We start from the raw sequence: 19,073 nt of genomic DNA on the forward strand, positions 1-19,073 counted from the left end.
GAGAAAATACCCGCCTGATCCAGGCAGGACCTCCCCGGCGTGACCGAAAAAGTTGAAGCCCCGCGTGCGCTGAACGACGAGCTCAAGACCGTCATCCGCGATGCCTACGCCAAGCTGCAGGCCAACACCCCAGGCTTCAGCACGCGGCGTTCGCAGAGCCAGATGATCGGCGTGGTCTCGCGTGCGCTGTCGCAGAGCGGCGGGGTAGGGGTGGTCGAAGCGCCCACCGGCGTGGGCAAGAGCCTGGGCTACCTCACCGCCGGCGTGCCGATCGCGCTGGCCACGAAGAAGAAGCTGGTGATCAGCACCGGCACCGTGGCGCTGCAGTCGCAGCTGGTCGAGCGCGACATCCCGAACTTCCTCAAGGCCACCGGCCTGGAAGCCACCGTGGCGCTGGCCAAGGGCCGCACCCGCTACCTGTGCACGCGCAACGCCGCCGAAGCGCATGGCGATGGCGCGCAGGAAGGCATGTTCGAGGACGAGCAGCCGCTGTTCGACCGCCCGCTGGCGCCGATCGAAATGGACCTGGCGCAGAAGCTGAGCAGGGATTTCGTCGAAGGTCGCTGGAACGGCGACCTGGACAACGCGCCGGACACCATCAGCCCCTCGCTGCGCTCGCGCATCACCACCCCGGCCTCGGGCTGCGCGGGCCGCAAGTGCGCCTACTCGGCGCAGTGCGCGGTGCTGCGCGCACGCAACACCGTGCGCGATGCGCAGATCGTGGTGACCAACCATGCGTTGCTGCTGTCGGCGCTGTCCATTGGCGAAAGCGACAACGGCCAGCCGTTGATCGCACCGCCGTCGGACATGCTGCTGGTGCTCGACGAAGGCCACCATATCGGCAACGTGGCCATCGATCAGGGCGCGGCCAGCCTGGCCCTGGATGAAATGGCCAAGCGCACCGGCCGCCTGCAGATCCTGATCGCCGCCGCCTACCGCGCGGTGGACAAGGACAAGCTCGGCAACCTGCTGCCCAACGAAGCCATCGATGTGGCCGCGCGGGTCAGCAAGCAGCTGCGCGCGTTCCGCGATGTGATCGACCGCAGCTGGCAACCGGACCCGACCGCGCAGGAGCCGATGTGGCGCGCGCCGAACGGACGCCTGCCGGACATCTGGATGGCCGACATCGAAGCGCTGGCCGACGATACCCGCGCGCTGTTCAACTGGGCCCACGCCGCACTATCCCAGGTGGCCAAGGGCAAGCCTGACGATGCGGCGCGCGAGCGCCTGCAGCGCACGCTGGGCATGGCGCTGGAAATGATCGAACAGCAGCACAACCTGTGGACCGCCTGGCGCCGCGAAGACAAGGACGGCCAGCCGCCGTTCGCGCGCTGGGTCACCCTGTCGCGCGATGGCGACCTGATCCTGCACGGCTCGCCGGTGTCGGCTGCCAACGTGCTGCGCAAGCTGCTGTGGGATGAAGTGGATTCGGTGGTGATGACCTCGGCCACGCTCACCGGCGGTGGCGACTTCCAGGCGCTGGCGATCGACAACGGCATTCCCAGCGAAGCGGAGATGGTCTCGCTGGCCTCGCCGTTCGACCTGCCCAACCAGGCCGAGCTGATCGTGCCCAACTTCCCGGTCACCCCGGACGACCGCGAGCGGCACCCGAAGGAAGTGGCCAAGTACCTGGTCAAGGAACTGGACTGGAGCAAGGGCAGCATCGTGCTGTTCACCTCGCGCTGGAAGATGGAGAAGGTGGCCGAGCTGATGCCGGCAGCGCAGCGCAGGCAGGTGCTGGTGCAGGGCGAAACGGCCAAGCAGAAGATGATCGACGAGCACCTGCGGCGCACCTCGGCGGGCGAGGGCTCGGTGCTGTTCGGGCTGAACTCGTTCGGCGAAGGCCTGGACCTGCCCGGCGAAGCCTGTACCACGGTGGTGATCACCCAGGTACCGTTCGCGGTGCCGACCGATCCGCAGACCTCCACCCTGAGCGAATGGTTTGAAAGCCGTGGCTTGAACGCCTTCAACCTGATCGCCATCCCGCACGCCCTGCGCACGCTGACCCAGTTCGCCGGCCGCCTGATCCGCACCTCCACCGATACCGGCCGCGTGATCATCCTCGACTCGCGCCTGATCAGCCGCCGCTACGGCAAGCGCATCATCGATGCGTTGCCGCCGTTCAAGCGGGTCATCGGCTGACGGGCACCCCGTGGGACACACATGCGTGTCGGCGCGGTCTCACACCTTGCTCAGATCCCGCACCGCGCCCTTGTCGGCACTGGTCGCCAACAACCCGTAGGCCTTGAGTGCCCCGGTCACCTTGCGCGGACGCGCCTCGCGGGGCTTCCACCCCAACGCGTCCTGCTCCGCACGGCGCGCCGCCAACGTAGCGGCATCCACCAGCACATCAATCCGCCGCGCCGGAATATCGATCCGGATCCGGTCGCCATCGCGCACCAATCCAATCGTACCGCCCGCTGCCGCTTCCGGTGACGCATGCCCGATCGACAGCCCGGACGTACCGCCCGAGAACCGTCCATCGGTCAGCAGCGCACACTGTTTGCCCAGCCCCTTCGATTTCAGGTAACTGGTCGGGTACAGCATTTCCTGCATGCCCGGCCCACCGCGCGGGCCCTCATAGCGGATCACCACCACATCGCCCGCGCCCACTTCATCGGCCAGGATGCCCTGCACGGCCGCGTCCTGGCTTTCGAACACCTTCGCAGTGCCCTCGAACACATGGATGGACTCATCCACGCCGGCGGTCTTCACCACGCAGCCATCCTCGGCCAGGTTGCCCCGCAGCACCGCCAGCCCACCTTCGGCCGAGTACGCGTGCGCCACATCGCGGATGCAGCCCTCGGCGCGATCCAGGTCCAGTGACGGCCAACGCGTGGCCTGGCTGAAAGCCACCTGGGTGGGAATGCCGGCCGGGCCGGCACTGAAGAATTCGTGCACCCCCGCATCGTCGGTCACCGCCACATCCCAGCGCGCAATCGCGTCGGCCAGGGTGCGGCTGTGCACGGTGGGTACCTCGGTATGCAGCAGTCCGCCGCGTGCCAGCGACCCGAGGATCGCGAACACGCCACCGGCGCGGTGCACGTCCTCCATGTGGTACCTGGGCGTGTTCGGCGCCACCTTGCACAGCTGCGGCACGCGTCGCGACAGCGCATCGATCGCATGCAGGTCGAAGTCCACTTCGGCTTCCTGCGCGGCGGCCAGCAGGTGCAGGATCGTGTTGGTGGAACCGCCCATGGCGATATCCAGCGTCATCGCGTTCTCGAACGCGGCATGGGTGGCGATGCCGCGCGGCAGCGCCGTGGCATCTTCGCCGCCATACCAGCGGTGGCACAGCTCCACCACCAGCCGGCCGGCACGGCGGAACAGCTGCTCGCGGTCGGCGTGGGTGGCCAGGGTCGAGCCGTTGCCCGGCAGCGACAGCCCCAACGCCTCAGTCAGGCAGTTCATCGAGTTGGCGGTGAACATGCCCGAGCACGACCCGCAGGTGGGGCAGGCGCTGCGCTCGTACTCGGCCACCTTTTCATCGGAGGCGCTGGCATCGGCGGCGATCACCATCGCATCCACCAGGTCCAGCTTGTGCTCGGCCAGCCGGGTCTTGCCCGCTTCCATCGGCCCCCCGGAGACGAACACCACCGGGATGTTCAGCCGCAGCGCGGCCATCAGCATCCCGGGGGTGATCTTGTCGCAGTTGGAAATGCACACCAGCGCATCGGCGCAGTGCGCGTTGACCATGTACTCCACCGAGTCGGCGATGATCTCGCGGCTGGGCAGGGAATACAGCATGCCGTCGTGGCCCATGGCGATGCCGTCATCCACCGCGATGGTGTTGAACTCCTTGGCCACGCCGCCGACCTGTTCGATCTCCCGCGCCACCAGCTGGCCCAGGTCCTTGAGGTGCACGTGGCCCGGCACGAACTGGGTAAATGAATTGGCGATGGCGACGATCGGCTTGTGGAAGTCGGCATCGGTCATCCCGGTGGCACGCCACAGGGCGCGGGCGCCGGCCATGTTGCGGCCGGCGGTGGAGGTGCGGGAGCGGTATTCAGGCATGGGGGCTGGCAGGATCTGGCGGGCCGTGGGGGCGCGTTGCCACTCGATTCTGCCCAAAAATTCCGGTTGCTGTTGCAACCGTCGGCGCGGGCGATCCTGAAACGGCGTTCATCTTTTTCACTTTGCCGGTTTTGGTTGTTGGCGGCAATCAGGCATGATTGAGGCGATGACCGTAAAAGGGGGCACGACGCCATGAAACGTTCCAGGACCACCGCACTGCTGCTGATGAGCGCTGCGCCGCTGCTGTTTACCGCCTGCCAGAAGGATGAGGCGGTGCAGGTGCAGGAGGGGCTGTACACCTCGGTGCAGGCCTGTACCGACGCCACCGGCGACCCGTCCGCGTGCCGTACGGCCTTTGCCGAAGCGCAGAAGCAGTCCGCAGACGCCGCCCCCAAATACGCCTCGCGTGCCGAATGCGAAGCCGAGTACAACGCCGAGCAGTGCGTGGAACAGAAGACCTCCACCGGCCACTCGTTCATCGGCCCGATGATGATGGGCTTCTTCATGTCCCAGATGCTCAGCAACCGCGGCGCCGGCCTGGCGCAGGCCCCGGCCGCAAGCCCGGCCTACCAGGACAAGGCCAAGGGTTGGGCGCGCCCGGCCCCGGGCGGCACCGGTGGGCTCAACACCGCCAGCGGCATCGGCGCGGGCAAGGCCGGCCTGGCCCCGGTCACCAGCACCCCCAACCGCGCGGTGACCGCCAGCCGCGGTGGCTTCGGCAACACCAGCAGCAGCCGCAGCAGCTACGGCGGTTGATGCAATGAAGCGTGTGCGAATCGACGAGCGCAGCCAGTGGCGCGCTCGTGCTGCCGAGTCCGGTTTCCGCTTCCACACCATCGATGGCCTGCCGTACTGGGATGAAACCGCGTACTACGCCTTCACCCTGCGCCAGATCGAGCAGGACATCGAAGACCCCAGCGCCGAGCTGCACGCGATGGCGATGGAGCTGGTGGACGAGGTGGTGCGCAGCGAACAGCTGATGGACCAGCTGGCGATTCCGCCCGCGTTCCGCGACTGGATCGCCAACAGCTGGCGCCGGGGCGAGCCTCACCTGTACGGCCGGCTGGACTTCGCCTATGACGGCACCGGCCCGGCCAAGCTCTACGAGCTCAATTACGACACACCGACCTCGCTGTTCGAGGCGTCGTTCTTCCAATGGCAGTGGCTGGAAGACCAGCGCAACCAGAACCGCCTGCCGCCGCAGGCCGACCAGTTCAACGCCATCCATGAGGCACTGGTCGAGCGCTTCGGGCAGCTGTCGGCGCAGTTGCCGCCGCCGCTGTACTTCACTGCCGTGGGCGCCTCGGAAGAAGACCAGGGCACCGTGGCTTACCTGCGCGACTGCGCGGCCCAGGCCGGGCTGCGGGGCGAGGCGATCGCGATCGAAGACATCGGGCTGTCCGAGGACGGCCGTTTCACCGCGCTCGACGACACGGTGATCGGCAGCCTGTTCAAGCTGTACCCGCTGGAAGACCTGATGACCGAATCATTCGGCCAGGCGCTGCCGGGTTCGGGCGTGCAGCTGCTGGAACCGGCGTGGAAGGCGATTCTGAGCAACAAGGGGGTGCTGCCGCTGCTGTGGCAGCGGCACCGTGGCCACCCGAACCTGCTGGCGGCCGAGTTCGACGATGGCAGCGCGCTACCGCCCGGCTGGGTGCGCAAGCCTCTGTTCTCGCGCGAAGGCGCCAACGTGGCCATGCACCTGGCCGACGGCAGCTGGCAGGAGAGCGAAGGTCCCTACAACGGCCCGGCGATCCGCCAGGCCGCACACCCGCTCACGGCATTCGATGGCGGTTACCCGCTGATCGGCAGCTGGATCGTGGGCGACCAGGCCTGTGGCATGGGCATCCGCGAAGACAACAGCCGGATCACCCGCGACAGCGCCCGTTTCGTGCCGCACGCAATCATCGACGAAGCGCCGACGCGCATTTACGTGTGATGGTTCAACGGCGTCACGACCAACGGTCGTGACCTACCGGCGCACACGATCGGCGCACACCGGCCGGTCAACCCGGTCGGTATCGGTCAACCCGGTCGGTAGGTATCGACCGTTGGTCGATACGTGGCTACAGCAACCCGTCGCGCTTGACCGCCAGGTAGCGCTCCACCAGCGCGCCTGGCAACGCTTCGGCCGTGACATCAAGCACCATCACCCGATGACTGCGCAGCGCCTCATGCGCGTCGTTGCGCTGCTGCAGGTAGCGCGCGATGGCACCGGCCTGGGTCGCGTCCTGCAGGGTTTCGACTTCCCGTTCCAGCGCCACGTCCAGCTCGCGCTCGCGCAGGCTGGCCACGCAGACCAGGTGTTGCCGCTGCAGCAGGCGTACCGCCACCAGCAGGTCCTCGATATCCTCATCGCGCACGTTGGTGACCAGCATCACCAGTGAACGCCGGCGCTGGCGCAGGCTCAGTTCGGTGGCAGCGGCCAGGTAATCGGTGGCCACCGGTTGCGCCTGCAGGTCGTAGCTGGCGCGCAGCAGTGCGTCGATCGCACCCATGCCGCGTTGCGGTGCCACCCAGCGGCTTTCACCGCCACTGGCGAACAGACCCACGCCATCGCCCTGGCGCAGCGCCAGGTAGGACACCACCAGCGCCGCGTTGAGCACGTGGTCGAAGTGCGACAACCCGCCTTCGCTGGCCATCATGCGCCGGCCGGTGTCGATCATCAGCACCAACTGCTGGTTCTTCTCGTCCTGGTATTCGCGGGAAATCAGCTTGCGCGCACGCGAGGTGGCCTTCCAGTCGATCTGGCGCAGGCTGTCGCCGATGCGGTACTCGCGCATCTGGTGGAAATCGGTGCCTTCGCCGCGGCGCCTTTTGAGATGCGCACCGACCAGGCGTGAGGCCTGTTCGGCACTGAACAACGCGAAGCGGGTGAGCGGGGCGAAGTTGGGGTACACGCGTACGGTCAGTGCCGGCGGCAGCAGGCGGCGCTGGCGCCACATCCGCCACGGCGAATGCAGGCGCAGGTGGACGCCATCGAACACGAAGCGGCCGCGCGCGGTCGGGGTCAATGTGTAGTTCACGCTGCTGGCCACCAGCGGCTTGAGCGTCAACGCACGCGGCAGACCCTGCAGCGTCCATGCCCCCGGCACCAGGTCGAACACCTCCACGCGCTGGCGACGGCTGGATTCGAAGCGCAGCGTGGTACGCCGCTCGACGTTCAACGCCAACGCCTCCGGCAGTTCGCGCTGCACGGTGGGCGAGGGCTGCGCGCGCAGCCGCAGCAGGTCCACCAGTGCCAGCACCGTGATCACCGCCGCAACAGCCCACCATGCCGACACCGGCAGCAGGCCGAACGCCACCGGCAGCCCGAGCAGTGCCCAGCCGACCAGCAGGATCAGCAGCAGCGTGCCTGGCCTCATTTGCGCGGCGCTTCCACCTTGGCCAGCAATGCGGTCAACGCATCGTCGGCCGACTGGCCTTCGATCTGCAGTTCGGGGGCCAGCGCAATACGGTGTCGCAGCGCCGGCCGCGCGATCTCGCGCACGTCATCGGGGGTGACGAAGTCGCGGCCGGCCAGCACCGCCTGTGCACGTGCCGCGCGCACCAGCGCGATGCTGCCGCGCGGGCCGGCGCCGAGTGCGATGCCAGGGAACTGCCGGGTGGCGGCAACAATACGCACCGCATAATCCACCACTTCCGGATCCACCGTGATCGCCGCGGTCGCCTGCTGCAACGCGATCACCTCGGCGGCATTGAGCACGCGCGGCACCTGCGACAGGTCGAAGTCGGCCGCGCTGCGGCCGGTGGTGATCGCATCGACCATGCGCTTCTCATCCTCCAGTGCCGGGTAATCGATGATCACCTTGAGCAGGAAACGGTCCAGCTGCGCTTCGGGCAGCGGGTAGGTGCCTTCCTGCTCCACCGGGTTCTGCGTGGCCAGCGTCAGGAACGGTGGGTGCAGGGGGAACGCCTTGCCTTCGATGGTGACCTGGCCTTCCTGCATTACTTCCAGCAATGCCGACTGGGTCTTGGCCGGCGCGCGGTTGATCTCATCGGCCAGCAGCAGGTTGGTGAATACCGGGCCGCGGCGGATCTTGAAGCTCTCCGATTTGGGGTCATACACCGCATGGCCGCTGACATCGCTGGGCATCAGGTCGGGGGTGAACTGCACACGGCCGTAGTCCAGCTCCAGTGCCTGCGCCAAGGCACGCACCAGCAGGGTCTTGCCCAGCCCGGGAACGCCTTCGATCAGCACATGGCCGCCGGCCAGCAGCGCGATCAGGATCTGGTCGAGCACCTCGGGCTGGCCGATGAAGGCGCGGCCCACGGCGTCGCGCACGGCATCGACGCGTTCGACCAGGCTCTGGCCGGTCAGCGCGGGCGGGGACAACGGCGGCGGGGCGGATTGATCGGTCATAGCAGGTTTCTCATCTGGATCAACAGGCGGATGCGCTCACGCAGGGCCGCCACATCCTTCGATGGCGGCACCTGCAAAGCGGTCTGGACACGGGAATGCGGCCACTGCAGCAGGCTGGCGATGGCATGCACCTGCGCCTCGCCGCCGAGGGCGGCAGCGGTGGGTGCACGCCGCCGCAGCCGGGCCAGGAAGGCGCGGCGGGTGGCGTCGTACAGCAGCGGTGCCTTGCCATAGCGCAGCAGGTGCTCGCCGCTGGCACGCACGTGTTCCAGCAGCGAGCGGCGTTCGGTGGCCGGCGCCGGCAGCAGGCTGCCCAGCCGCTGTGCGCGCTGCCAAAGCCAGCCCAGCAGCGCCAGCAGCAGCGGCACCCACACCGGCCAGCCCTGGTAGAAGAGGCGCGACCACAGGGTGGGCGGGCGCGAGCCGTAGATCAGCCAGACGGTGCCTTCGGCATAGTTCGGGTCGAGCACATGGCGGGTCAGGTCGCGGTGGGCAATGTCGTGCAGGCCGTCGGCCAGGCTGCCTTCGGGGTCCGCCGCATCGAAGCTGCGCGGGGTGCCTTTCAGGAACTCCATGTCCGACAGCACATCGACGCTGCCATCGCCCCTGCGCAGCCGCGCGAACACCAGGCCCTCGTCATCGCCCCATTCGCGCTCCACACGAATGCCGTCGGGCACGTCCACGCCGAAGCGGCGGCCACTGCAGAACTCGGCATGGCCCGGGTCGTCGGCAATGTGGAAGGCCTTGCAGGCGCTCTCGTAGTACTCCGTATCCACGCCCAGCGCATCCAGCAACGGGCCCTGCGGGGCGTCTTCGTCATCGGACAGCGGCGGCGTGCGCAGCAGCAGGTGGCCGCCCCGTTCCACCCACGCGAGCAGTGACTGCGCGGCAGGGGCGGGCACGTCGGCGGTGTCCTGCAGCAACACCACGGTGTCGGCCGGCTTGAGCTGCATGCGCGGCAGGTCCAGGCGCGGGCTGGAATGCACGGTGATACCATCGGCACGCAGCGCCTGGCCCAACACGTACAGCGGGTTGTAGCTGGCTTCGCCCTGCGGCGGCAGGTGCTCGGTATGCACCACGCGTTCATGGCTGCGCAGGAACAGGATCGCCAAGGGCACGCCCAGCACCAGCAGCACGCCCAGTACGATCAACCAGCGCAGGCGGGCACTCATGCGCGCCACCGGAACTGGGTCTGCAGGGTGGTGGCCAGGGCGTCGAATTCGTCCGGCTCAGGCAGGCGCCCGGCGTAGGCGGCGTACTGCCAGACCCGCACGATGCGCGCGAACAGGCTGCGGTCGGCCTCCACCGGCATGCGTCGCGAGGCGCGCAGGCACTGTGCTTCGGTCGCGCCCGGTGGCAGCACCACCCCGGCACGTTCGCTCATCGATTCCACGCTGGCGCGGTACAGCAGTGCCAGTGCCTGGCGCGGACGGCCCTGCTGCCACAGCTCGCGTGCGCGCGAGGCCGGATCCGACGGAATCACGTCGGGCAGTTCCACCGTTTCTTCGACCACCGGCTCGGCTGTCCCGCGTCGTGTCCCGCCGGTACCGCGCAGCCAGCGCAGCCACCACGGCGCGGTAGCGATCAGCCCCAGCACCAGCAGCCCGACCAGGCCCCACAGGATCCATTCGGCGATCTGCGCGGGCAGGCGCGGGCCGCGTGCGAAGGGATTGCGGTCCTCGTTCGCCTTGGGATCCTCCTTCTTGTTCTTCCCGGCCTCGCTGAGCGTGCGCTCCCAGCGCTTCACCTCACGCGTGGGCGTCACCAGCGGATCTTCGTAGGCGCGCTGCACGGCCTGGCGAAAGCCGGCGGTGTCGGCACTGCCGCCGAAGATCACCGCCGGGGTGTTGGACGGATCGTCGGCGGGCACCGCCTCGGGGTCTTCCTCTTCCCCGTCACCGGCGTCGTCATCGGTACCCGTGGGTACGGCGCAACTGGGCGCTTCTGAAGGCTCCTGCGCGCGCAGCCCGCCCATCGGCCAGCACAGCACCAGCGCCAGCACCAGCAGCGGCGCCGCCTGCTGCAGGCGGTCACGCATGCGGCGGAACGCGATTTCCACGTCCCATGCTTCCATCTCGGTGCGGCGGTTGAGGTACAACGCGAAACCGGCACCGGCGTAGAACGGCCCGATCAACGTGGCCGCCAGCCAGAACAGGGCATTCACTCCCAGCTGTGCCCATGCGGGCATGTTCTCGCGCATCATCTCCCACGCCGCGCGCCACGAATCGGACAGCAGTTCGAGGGGGACGAACAGGAAGATCGCCGCGATGCAGCCGCTGACGATCACCAGCTCGAACACCATGCACATCAGCGTGAGCAGCACGGCATGGCCGAACGTGCCGCCGAGCACGGCGCGACGCCGGACGCTGCGCTGCGGGGCATCGCTGCCTTCCAGCAGGTTCACCGGCATCAGCAGCGAGCGGAACGGGCTGAAACGGCGCCAACCGAGGTACCCCCAGAACCCGTTCCAACCCCAGTGCCGCTGCGCGCGCAGGGTCTGCAACGGACGTGGTTCGTCGCCGAACACGCCGCGTGAGATCACATACAGCGCGATCCGGTCCGATATCGGCTTGAGCCACCACATCAGCAGCCATGCCCAACCGAACGCATCGGCCCACCATGCAACGGCGTTGATCACGGCGAACAACGGCAACGACACCGCGACCAGCGGCAGCCAGATCGCCCGCGCGTGCCGGCGCACCAGGGCAGTGCCCAGCTCCATCGCTTCCCATCCGGAACGCGCGCGCAGGGTGACGTTGAGCTGGTCAATCCGCATGACCGTCCCCTCGACCACCGCGCCACAGCCACACGAACACCAGCGTCCACAGCACGGCGGCCACGCTGTACTTGCCCCATGCGGGCACGGCCGCAATGGAGGACCAGAACGCCTCGATGAAGGCGGCCACCAGCAGCATCGCCGCGACCCCCAAGCACAGCCGGGCGCCGATGATGCCGCCTTCCACCAGCGCATCGATGCGCCGGCGCCGGCCGGGCGCCAGCAGCTTCATGCCCAGCTGCAGGCCGGCACCGCCGGCAATGACGATGGCGGTGAGCTCGAACGCGCCATGGCCGCAGACGAAGCGCCAGAACGGATCGCCGTGGCCGATGTGCTGCAGGTGGCCGGCCGCCGCGCCGATGGTGAGCCCGTTGAACAGCAGCACCAGCACCGTGCCCAGGCCGGCCAGCAGCCCGCTGGCGAACGTACGCAGGCCGATGCTGATGTTGTTCATGATGTAGTAGCCGAACATCATCCAGTCCGTGCCACTGTCGCGGCCCAGGTTCGGCGAGGCCGGGTCGTACATGCGTTCCAGCGAAGCGATATCGCCGTTGTCCATCAGCATGTGGATCACATCCGGGTGCCACTGGAGCAGCGCGAAGCTTCCCACCAGCGGCAGCACGAACAGCGCGGTGGCCACCCACATGCTGCGCGCCTGGCTGCGCACCAGCTGCGGGAAATCGGCCAGCAGGAACTCCAGCGCGCGGCGCCAGCGCGGCGGCGGCGTGCGGTACAGCAGGCCATGGCCCTGCTGCATCAGCAGTTGCAGGCGCGCCACCAGCTGCGGGCTGTAGCCGCGCTTGCGCGCAAGCGCCAGCTGCTGGCACAGCCGGCGGTAGTGCTGCGGAATGTCTTCATCGTTGAGCGCAGACGGATCGGGCGAACGGCGCGCATGCCGCGGCCGGTCACCGCGCAGCGCCAGCCAACGTTCCAGCGCCTGCCATTCGGCCTGGTAGCGGGCCACGAACTGTTCCTGCCTCATCGGCGCCCCAGCAGCCAGTTGGCCATGGCATACAGGCGCAGCACGCCGACCTGGCCCTGGCCACCGCTGATCGGCGCGGCCACCGCCGCCAGTTCCTGCTGGCGCGGGCCGGACAGACGCGGTGCACGTTCGGCGAATGCGATGATCGCCGCCTGTTCGGCCGGCTGCAGCGGCTGCGGCGGCGCCAGCACGGTATCGATGGCCACGCTGGCCGACCCCGGCCGGGCACTGTCATGCACGACCACGGTGCCGGCTACCAGGTCGCCCAGCCGCCGGCCATTGCGGTCGAACAGGCTCGACAGCAGCCCCAGCGCATAACCGAACGGCAGCATGTCCACGGTGCGCAGCAGGTTGCGTGTGATGGCGGCCATCCAGCCGATGGGCGCGCCGTCCTGGGCCACCACGCGCAGGCTCATCGCCCGTTTGCCCAGGGTGCGGCCCCAGCAGGCTTCCTGCACGATGGTGTACGCCCACATCAGCAGGAACATCAGGCCCAGGTAGAGGCCCTGGCCGAATTGGCCCAGCAGGGTGAGCGGAATGCTCAGCAGCATCAGCGCGGCCACGCGGATCATGAAGTCGATGGCCCAGGCCAGCGCACGCGGCACCGGCCCGGCCGCCGGCAGGTGCAGTGGCACGCCTTCGGGCGTGATCACTTCACGGTAGGTATCCAGCATGGGTGCGCTCATGCGCACGCGTCCCTCCGGACGGCTGCCAACGGCATGCGGTTCTCGACTGCTTCCTGGGTCGGACACCGACTTTACCGTGTGCGGGGTCACATTCCCAAATACTTGTCCTTCAACCGCACATAGTGGTCGGCCGAATAGTGCAGCGACTCGATTTCCTGCTCGCTGAGCGTACGCACCGGACGCGCCGGGTTGCCTACCCACAGCTCGCCTTCGCCGACCACTTTGCCCGGCCCGATCACCGCGCCGGCGCCGACGAAGCTGTGCCGGCTCACCGTGGCACCATCGAGAATGCACGCCCCCATCCCGATCAGGCTGTACTCGCCGATGGTGCAGGCATGGATGATGGTGCCGTGGCCAACGGTGACCCCCTCACCGATCAGGGTGGGGTAGCCGCCCTTGTTGTAGGGGCTGTGGTGGCTGACATGGATGATGGTGCCATCCTGGATGTTGCTGCGCGCGCCGATCCGCACATGGTTGACGTCGCCGCGGATCACCGTGCCCGGCCACACCGACACATCGTCGCCGAGCACCACGTCACCGATGATCGTGCAGGCCGGGTCGATCCAGGCGCGCTCGCCGACGATGGGAAAGGTATCGAGGAAGGGACGGAGGGGGGACATGGTGACGCTCCACAAGGCAGGCCACCATGATACCGCCGTGGTTACGCCACCCGGCTGCGCCGTGCGCGCTCCAGGTGCACGAGCAACAGCGAAATCGCGGCCGGGGTCATGCCGGGGATGCGCTGGGCCTGGCCGATGGTCTGCGGGCGTACCCGCTCCAGCTTCTGCTGCACTTCGGCCGACAGCCCGCGCACGCTGGCGTAATCGAAGGCCGCATCGATCGCGGTGTTCTCATGGCGCTGCTGGCGTTCGATCTCCTCGCGCTGGCGGTCCAGGTAGCCGGCGTACTTGACCCCGATCTCGACCTGCTCGGCGACCTTCGCATCGGCCACTCCCGGGCCCAGCGAGGGCACCTGCATCAGCCTGGCGTAATCCAGTTCCGGGCGCTTGATCAGGTCCAGCACGTTGGTTTCGCGGCTGACCGCCACGCCCAGCGCGGCTTCCACTTCGCGGCCCAGCGCGTTGGCCGGGGTCGCCCACAGCGCACGCAGGCGCGCCGATTCCTGCGCCACCGCCTCCTGCTTGGCCTGGAAGGCTGCCCAGCGCCGGTCGTCAACCACGCCCAGCTCACGGCCGATGCCGGTCAGGCGCACGTCGGCGTTGTCTTCGCGCAGCTGCAGCCGGTACTCGGCGCGGCTGGTGAACATGCGGTACGGCTCGGTGGTGCCATGGGTGATCAGGTCATCCACCAGCACGCCCAGGTAGGCCTCGTCGCGGCGCGGGCACCAGCCCGCTTCGTCGCGCACCCGGCGGGCGGCGTTCAGGCCGGCCAGCAGGCCCTGCGCGGCGGCCTCCTCGTAGCCGGTGGTGCCGTTGATCTGCCCGGCGAAGAACAGCCCGGAGACCGTCTTGGTTTCCAGCGTATTGTTCAACCCGCGCGGGTCGAAGAAGTCGTACTCGATCGCGTAGCCCGGCCGCGTGATGTGCGCGTTCTCGAAGCCGCGGATGCTGCGCACCAGCGCCAGCTGCACATCGAACGGCAGCGAGGTCGAAATGCCGTTGGGGTAGATCTCCACCACGTCCAGCCCCTCGGGCTCGACGAAGATCTGGTGACTGGCCTTCTCGGCAAAACGCACCACCTTGTCCTCGATGGAGGGGCAGTAGCGCGGGCCGATGCCCTCGATCTGGCCGCTGTACAGCGGGGAGCGGTGCAGCGCGCTGCGGATGATCTCGTGGGTGTGCTCGCTGGTGTGGGTGATCCAACAGCTCACCTGGGCCGGGTGCTCAGCCACGCTGCCCAGGAAGGACATCACCGGGCGCGGGTCGTCGCCGGGCTGCTCGTCCATCACGCTGTAATCCAGCGAGCGGCCGTCGATGCGCGGCGGGGTGCCGGTCTTGAGCCGGTCGATCGCGAACGGGCGCTCGCGCAGGCGCGCGGCCAGCGTGGTGGCCGGCGGGTCGCCCATGCGGCCGGCGGCGTACTGGGTCTGCCCAACGTGGATCTTGCCGGCCAGGAAGGTGCCGGCGGTGAGCACCACGGCCGGGGCATCGAACCGCAGCCCGGTCTGGGTGACTACGCCACGCACGGCGTCGCCTTCGATGACCAGGTCGTCCACGGCGGCCTGGAACACGGTCAGGTTCGGCTGCGCTTCGACCATGCCACGGATGGCCATCCGGTACAGGTTGCGGTCGGCCTGGCAGCGGGTCGCGCGCACGGCCGGGCCCTTGGAGGCATTGAGCGTACGCCACTGGATACCGGCGCGGTCGGCGGCATTCGCCATGGCGCCGCCCAGGGCATCGATTTCCTTGACCAGATGGCCCTTGCCGATCCCGCCGATGGCCGGGTTGCAGCTCATCGCGCCGATGGTTTCCACGTTGTGGGTCAGCAGCAGGGTGCGTACGCCGCTGCGGGCAGCTGCCAGCGCGGCTTCGGTGCCGGCATGGCCGCCGCCGATCACGATGACGTCGTAGCCGTAGAAAGAATCGGTCATGGGGTGCTCTGGGCAGGGCCGGTACGGCCCGGAACCGCCCTGGGACAGGGCGCGGTGGTCATTTTAGCGCCGTTCGCGCCGGGTCCGTGAACGGGGGCCTGCAAAAAAATTCGCAATCAACCCTAAAGTTGGCACGTTCTCTGCAGATAACCCAATAGCACCCAGGATGGCAGGCGCCGAAAGGCGCTACGGATCGGAATTGGAACAGGGGCCGATCCATGCGCATCCCGGGGAAGCAGAAGGGCCGGCAGTCGGGGGACTGTCGGCCCTGTTTTTATCCCCCGGAAGACAAAAGGCCCCGCCATTGGCGGGGCCTTCTGCGTTGTAGGTGCCGACATCCGACAGGGCCGGAACAGGGGGGATCCAGATGTTCCTGTCGGATATCGACATAGAGCTCAATGTGACGCCCCTTGTCGCTTTTGTCACTTTTCGACCGGGGCCGTCACCACCCGGCTAGATTGAACTGCCAAGCGGGTGAAAATCAAGCGTTCTCAATTCTCATTTGTGCGCTGGTTCAACTTATTCATGTTCCGCCACGGTGAGCCGTTCGTCCGCTGCGCCGGTGGGTTGGGCCGGGACTGCGGCACGCTCACCGGACGCTGTTGCTGCTGCGGCTGGGGGCGCTGCTGCGGCGGGCGGTCCGGACGCTGTGGGCGCCCCACCGAGTCCATGTTCCGCCACGGCGAACCGCCGTTGTAGGGCGGGCGCGGACGGTCCGGCGGGCGCACCTGGCCACCATTGCCGTTGCCCGGGCGGGGCGGCGGGCGGTGGTGGTGCGGCGGGCGGTAGTTCGGGTACGGCCGGTAGATCGGGTAGTTGCTGTAACCACCGTAGCCGCCATAACCGTAATAGCCGCCACCACCGTAGTAGCCGCTGCCGTAGCCATACGGGTAGCCGGCGGGATAGCGGTACTCCACCGACGGGGCGCCATGGTAGTAGCCGTTGCCACCACCACCGCCGCCCACGTAGTCATAGGTCGCGCAGCCAGACAGCGTCAGCAACAGGCTGCCGGCAAGCATGAGGCGCATTTTCATGAAAGGGTCCCCCTGGGGTATGGGCCCAGCTTCAGGCCGCCGCATTGAATCGGCCCTTAACTTTGCCCGGGCCGGATGAACGGTTGCCATCGTGGCACGTTAATCTTGTGTCATGACCGATTCATCCCTGCCCTGTGCCGATGACCTGTTGGCCGCTGCCGCCCGGATCGCGCCGCACGCCAGCGTGACCCCGGTGCTGCAGTCGCAGGTGCTTGACGCGTTGAGCGGGGCGCGGCTCGCGTTCAAGGCCGAGCACCTGCAGCGCGGCGGTGCCTTCAAGTTCCGTGGTGCCTGCAATGCGGTCTGGGCGCTGCCCGAGGCCACTGCCGCGCGCGGGGTGGTCACCCATTCCTCAGGCAACCACGGTGCGGCGCTGGCACTGGCCGCCCGCACCCGGGGCATTGCCTGTCATGTGGTGGTGCCGGAGGGCGCGGTGGCGGCCAAGCTGGCCAACATCGTGCGCCACGGCGCCACGCTGTGGCGTTGCGCCCCGACCATTGCCGCGCGCGAGGCGATGTGCGCCCAGGTCGAGGCCGACACCGGCGCTGCCCTGGTCCATCCGTATGCCGACGCGCGGGTGATGGCCGGGCAGGGCACTGCAGCCCTGGAGCTGCTGGGCAGCCACGGCCCGTTCGACACCCTGGTGGTGCCGGTGGGCGGCGGTGGCCTGGCGGCCGGAACCCGGCTGGCGCTGCAGGCAGCGGGCCCGGGCACGCATCTGGTGCTGGCCGAGCCGGAGGGTGCGGCCGATACGGCCCGCTCGCTGGCCGCCGGCGAGCGGCGCCTGGACTTCACCCCCGACACGATCTGCGATGGGCTGCGCGGTACGCTCGGCGCGCCAAACTTCGCGCTGCTGCAGGGCGCGGCCGAGGTGGTCACCGTGGACGATGTGGCCACCGTCGCGGCCATGCGCCTGCTCTGGCAGGTGCTCAAGCAGGTGGTGGAACCGTCCTCGGCGATTGCCCTGGCAGCCATCCTGTCCCAGCCCGCACGGTTTGCCGGGCAACGGGTGGGCGTGGTGCTGTCCGGCGGCAACGTCGACCTGGACGCCCTGCGATGGCGCGCGGCATGACCCGCCGTGCACGGGTCGGGCTGGGGGGCTGGCTGTGGCGGCTGTGCACGCTGCTGGCGGCGTGGCTGCTGTGCGTGACGGCCTGGATCGTCTGGGTAGGCGAGCGTGACCAGGCAGCCAAGGCCGATGCGATCATCGTGCTGGGTGCGGCGGCCTACGATGCCAAACCGTCGCCGGTGTTCGAAGAGCGCATCCGGCATGGGCTGGATCTGTACCGGCAGGGGTATGCGCCGCTGCTGATCTTCACCGGCGGCTACGGCGGCACCGGCGCGCGCTTTTCCGAATCCCAGGTGGCGCGCCGTTACGCGTTGAAGCAGGGCGTGCCGGACGACGCGATCCTGATCGAAACCGCCTCGCGCACCACCCGCCAGAACCTGGTCGAGGCGCGCCTGTTGATGGACCAGCACAGGCTGCGCCGGGTGATCATCGTCAGCGACCCGCTGCACATGGCGCGCGCGCTGCGCCTGGCCCGCGAACTGGGCATCGATGCGCTGGCCTCGTCAACGCCGAGCACGCGCTTCCGCAGCTTCCACACCAGCTGGAAGTTCCTGGCGCAGGAAATCTATTTCTTCCATCGGGACATGTTCCCGTCCGCCAACGGTTCCTGACCCGGGGCAGCCACGCAGGGCGTGGATCTCCGCCCGTCGTAGCAACACGCCGTGCGTGTCCCACGGAAACCCTGCCAAGACGCCAGCCTGTCAGGTGGTCTTGCGCCGGATCGGAATCGCCGTCACCGGCACGCTGGCCACATCCTGCCCGCGCTCGCGAATCGGCGCGCCCGCATCCGGCGCCCAAGCGTGCGCGTAGATCACTTCCCAGCTGCTGGGCAGCGTGCCGTCTTCGCGGCGCAACGGTTCATAGGCGGCGCGCGCGGCCGCGAACCGGCCGCGCCCGGTCAACGTATGCCGGCGATCCTGGCGTGCATTGGTTGCGCCAATGGCGCGCAGCTCGCGCATCAGTGCATCCATGTCGGAATAGGTGAGCGTGAACAGGTCGCGGTCCAGCACCGGGTCGCGGAAGCCGGACATCATCAGCGCATCGCCGAACTGCGCAATCGGCGGGAACCGGCTCACGTGCGGGGTATCGTCGGCGCTGGCGAACGCATCACGCAGCTCGATCAGCGTTTCCGGCCCGAACGTGGAACACACCAGCAGCCCGCCCGGCTTGAGCACGCGGCGGAAACCGGCGAACACCGAGGGCAGGTCCTCCACCCACTGCAGGCAGAGGTTGCTGTAGATCACATCCACGCTCTGATCGCGCAGCGGCAGCGCCTGCGCATCACCGCACACGCGGGTGAACGGCTTCCACCAGCCGGCCTGCTTCTTCGCCTCGCGCAGCATCGGCTCGGCCATGTCCAGCGCGATCACCTGCGCCTTCGGCCAGCGCTTCTTCATGGCCGCGCTGGCGTGCCCGGTGCCGCTGCCCACGTCCAGCACCACCTCCGGCTGCCGGTTTTCCAGATAGTCCAGAGATTCGAGCAGCCGCTTTTCCACCTCGCGCTGCAGGGCGGCGGCGGCGTCGTAACTGCTGGCTGCACGCGAAAACGCGCGGCGGACGTGCTGGGGATCGAAGCTGGCGGTCATGTAAGGCTCACT

Annotated in this window: 16 protein-coding genes; 5 read left to right on the top strand and 11 right to left on the bottom strand. The window is 68.3% G+C overall.

The window, feature by feature from the left end; translation table 11 throughout:
• Positions 1–39 precede the first annotated feature (39 nt).
• On the top strand, positions 40–2,142 hold the full coding sequence (gene dinG, locus ACTJI4_RS00710; RefSeq protein ID WP_392922435.1) for an ATP-dependent DNA helicase DinG: 2,103 nt from the start codon (positions 40–42) through the stop codon (positions 2,140–2,142).
• Between the two features lie 39 nt (positions 2,143–2,181).
• Here dinG and ilvD read toward each other — a convergent pair whose 3' ends face one another.
• On the bottom strand, positions 2,182–4,014 hold the full coding sequence (gene ilvD, locus ACTJI4_RS00715) for a dihydroxy-acid dehydratase (protein WP_440868247.1): 1,833 nt from the start codon (positions 4,012–4,014) through the stop codon (positions 2,182–2,184).
• Positions 4,015–4,206: 192 nt separating this feature from the next.
• Here ilvD and ACTJI4_RS00720 point away from each other — a divergent pair, with 192 nt between their 5' ends.
• Together ACTJI4_RS00720 and ACTJI4_RS00725 are read left to right on the top strand one after the other, a co-directional pair.
• Positions 4,207–4,770 (top strand): DUF1190 domain-containing protein, encoded by a 564-nt coding sequence (locus tag ACTJI4_RS00720; RefSeq protein ID WP_392922440.1) that lies wholly within the window; start codon positions 4,207–4,209, stop codon positions 4,768–4,770.
• Between the two features lie 4 nt (positions 4,771–4,774).
• Positions 4,775–5,953: a glutathionylspermidine synthase family protein gene (locus tag ACTJI4_RS00725; RefSeq protein ID WP_440868248.1), complete on the top strand. Its 1,179-nt coding sequence runs from the start codon at positions 4,775–4,777 to the stop codon at positions 5,951–5,953.
• 127 nt (positions 5,954–6,080) lie between these two features.
• On the opposite strand, the gene ACTJI4_RS00730 is transcribed toward ACTJI4_RS00725, so the two are convergent.
• The 9 genes from ACTJI4_RS00730 to ACTJI4_RS00770 all read right to left on the bottom strand — a co-directional run bounded on the left by ACTJI4_RS00730 (position 6,081) and on the right by ACTJI4_RS00770 (position 16,406).
• The gene (locus ACTJI4_RS00730) at positions 6,081–7,379 is read right to left on the bottom strand and encodes a DUF58 domain-containing protein (RefSeq protein ID WP_392922446.1); all 1,299 of its coding nucleotides are present in this window, start codon (positions 7,377–7,379) and stop codon (positions 6,081–6,083) included.
• Positions 7,376–8,377: an AAA family ATPase gene (locus ACTJI4_RS00735; protein ID WP_440868249.1), complete on the bottom strand. Its 1,002-nt coding sequence runs from the start codon at positions 8,375–8,377 to the stop codon at positions 7,376–7,378. Before ACTJI4_RS00735 ends, ACTJI4_RS00730 begins: the two co-directional genes overlap by 4 nt.
• Positions 8,374–9,549 (bottom strand): DUF4350 domain-containing protein, encoded by a 1,176-nt coding sequence (locus ACTJI4_RS00740; RefSeq protein WP_440868250.1) that lies wholly within the window; start codon positions 9,547–9,549, stop codon positions 8,374–8,376. The genes ACTJI4_RS00735 and ACTJI4_RS00740 overlap by 4 nt, the downstream gene beginning before the upstream one ends.
• On the bottom strand, positions 9,546–11,153 hold the full coding sequence (locus tag ACTJI4_RS00745) for a DUF4129 domain-containing protein (RefSeq protein WP_440868251.1): 1,608 nt from the start codon (positions 11,151–11,153) through the stop codon (positions 9,546–9,548). Before ACTJI4_RS00745 ends, ACTJI4_RS00740 begins: the two co-directional genes overlap by 4 nt.
• Positions 11,143–12,135, bottom strand: a complete 993-nt coding sequence (locus tag ACTJI4_RS00750) for a stage II sporulation protein M (protein ID WP_392922457.1) — start codon at positions 12,133–12,135, stop codon at positions 11,143–11,145. The genes ACTJI4_RS00745 and ACTJI4_RS00750 overlap by 11 nt, the downstream gene beginning before the upstream one ends.
• On the bottom strand, positions 12,132–12,821 hold the full coding sequence (locus tag ACTJI4_RS00755; RefSeq protein ID WP_440868252.1) for an RDD family protein: 690 nt from the start codon (positions 12,819–12,821) through the stop codon (positions 12,132–12,134). The genes ACTJI4_RS00750 and ACTJI4_RS00755 overlap by 4 nt, the downstream gene beginning before the upstream one ends.
• Before the next feature lie 86 nt (positions 12,822–12,907).
• Complete coding sequence (locus tag ACTJI4_RS00760) at positions 12,908–13,441, bottom strand: gamma carbonic anhydrase family protein (protein WP_440868253.1); 534 nt, start codon at positions 13,439–13,441, stop codon at positions 12,908–12,910.
• Positions 13,442–13,482: 41 nt separating this feature from the next.
• Positions 13,483–15,372 carry a tRNA uridine-5-carboxymethylaminomethyl(34) synthesis enzyme MnmG gene (mnmG, locus tag ACTJI4_RS00765; RefSeq protein WP_440868254.1) on the bottom strand — a complete coding sequence of 630 codons (1,890 nt, stop codon included), beginning with the start codon at positions 15,370–15,372 and terminating at the stop codon, positions 13,483–13,485.
• Between the two features lie 491 nt (positions 15,373–15,863).
• The gene (locus tag ACTJI4_RS00770) at positions 15,864–16,406 is read right to left on the bottom strand and encodes a hypothetical protein (RefSeq protein ID WP_440868255.1); all 543 of its coding nucleotides are present in this window, start codon (positions 16,404–16,406) and stop codon (positions 15,864–15,866) included.
• A 112-nt stretch (positions 16,407–16,518) separates the two neighbouring features.
• On the opposite strand from ACTJI4_RS00770, the gene ACTJI4_RS00775 reads away from it, so the two are divergent.
• On the top strand, positions 16,519–17,478 hold the full coding sequence (locus ACTJI4_RS00775) for a pyridoxal-phosphate dependent enzyme (RefSeq protein ID WP_440868256.1): 960 nt from the start codon (positions 16,519–16,521) through the stop codon (positions 17,476–17,478).
• Positions 17,463–18,086 carry a YdcF family protein gene (locus ACTJI4_RS00780; RefSeq protein ID WP_440868257.1) on the top strand — a complete coding sequence of 208 codons (624 nt, stop codon included), beginning with the start codon at positions 17,463–17,465 and terminating at the stop codon, positions 18,084–18,086. Before ACTJI4_RS00775 ends, ACTJI4_RS00780 begins: the two co-directional genes overlap by 16 nt.
• Positions 18,087–18,176: 90 nt before the next feature.
• Here the strand turns inward: ACTJI4_RS00780 and bioC are convergent, their stop codons facing one another.
• Positions 18,177–19,061 carry a malonyl-ACP O-methyltransferase BioC gene (gene bioC, locus ACTJI4_RS00785; protein WP_440868258.1) on the bottom strand — a complete coding sequence of 295 codons (885 nt, stop codon included), beginning with the start codon at positions 19,059–19,061 and terminating at the stop codon, positions 18,177–18,179.
• Positions 19,062–19,073: the final 12 nt, after the last annotated feature.

The organism is Stenotrophomonas sp. 22385 (genome assembly GCF_052045085.1).
Classification (GTDB): Bacteria; Pseudomonadota; Gammaproteobacteria; order Xanthomonadales; family Xanthomonadaceae; genus Stenotrophomonas.

Coding starts and splice junctions, on each gene's coding strand:
- ilvD (WP_440868247.1), bottom strand. CDS start 4,014: ATGCCTGAATACCGCTCCCGCACCTCCACCGCCGGCCGCAACATGGCC.
- ACTJI4_RS00720 (WP_392922440.1), top strand. CDS start 4,207: ATGAAACGTTCCAGGACCACCGCACTGCTGCTGATGAGCGCTGCGCCG.
- ACTJI4_RS00725 (WP_440868248.1), top strand. CDS start 4,775: ATGAAGCGTGTGCGAATCGACGAGCGCAGCCAGTGGCGCGCTCGTGCT.
- ACTJI4_RS00730 (WP_392922446.1), bottom strand. CDS start 7,379: ATGAGGCCAGGCACGCTGCTGCTGATCCTGCTGGTCGGCTGGGCACTG.
- ACTJI4_RS00735 (WP_440868249.1), bottom strand. CDS start 8,377: ATGACCGATCAATCCGCCCCGCCGCCGTTGTCCCCGCCCGCGCTGACC.
- ACTJI4_RS00740 (WP_440868250.1), bottom strand. CDS start 9,549: ATGAGTGCCCGCCTGCGCTGGTTGATCGTACTGGGCGTGCTGCTGGTG.
- ACTJI4_RS00745 (WP_440868251.1), bottom strand. CDS start 11,153: ATGCGGATTGACCAGCTCAACGTCACCCTGCGCGCGCGTTCCGGATGG.
- ACTJI4_RS00750 (WP_392922457.1), bottom strand. CDS start 12,135: ATGAGGCAGGAACAGTTCGTGGCCCGCTACCAGGCCGAATGGCAGGCG.
- ACTJI4_RS00755 (WP_440868252.1), bottom strand. CDS start 12,821: ATGAGCGCACCCATGCTGGATACCTACCGTGAAGTGATCACGCCCGAA.
- ACTJI4_RS00760 (WP_440868253.1), bottom strand. CDS start 13,441: ATGTCCCCCCTCCGTCCCTTCCTCGATACCTTTCCCATCGTCGGCGAG.
- mnmG (WP_440868254.1), bottom strand. CDS start 15,372: ATGACCGATTCTTTCTACGGCTACGACGTCATCGTGATCGGCGGCGGC.
- ACTJI4_RS00770 (WP_440868255.1), bottom strand. CDS start 16,406: ATGAAAATGCGCCTCATGCTTGCCGGCAGCCTGTTGCTGACGCTGTCT.
- ACTJI4_RS00775 (WP_440868256.1), top strand. CDS start 16,519: ATGACCGATTCATCCCTGCCCTGTGCCGATGACCTGTTGGCCGCTGCC.
- ACTJI4_RS00780 (WP_440868257.1), top strand. CDS start 17,463: ATGGCGCGCGGCATGACCCGCCGTGCACGGGTCGGGCTGGGGGGCTGG.
- bioC (WP_440868258.1), bottom strand. CDS start 19,061: ATGACCGCCAGCTTCGATCCCCAGCACGTCCGCCGCGCGTTTTCGCGT.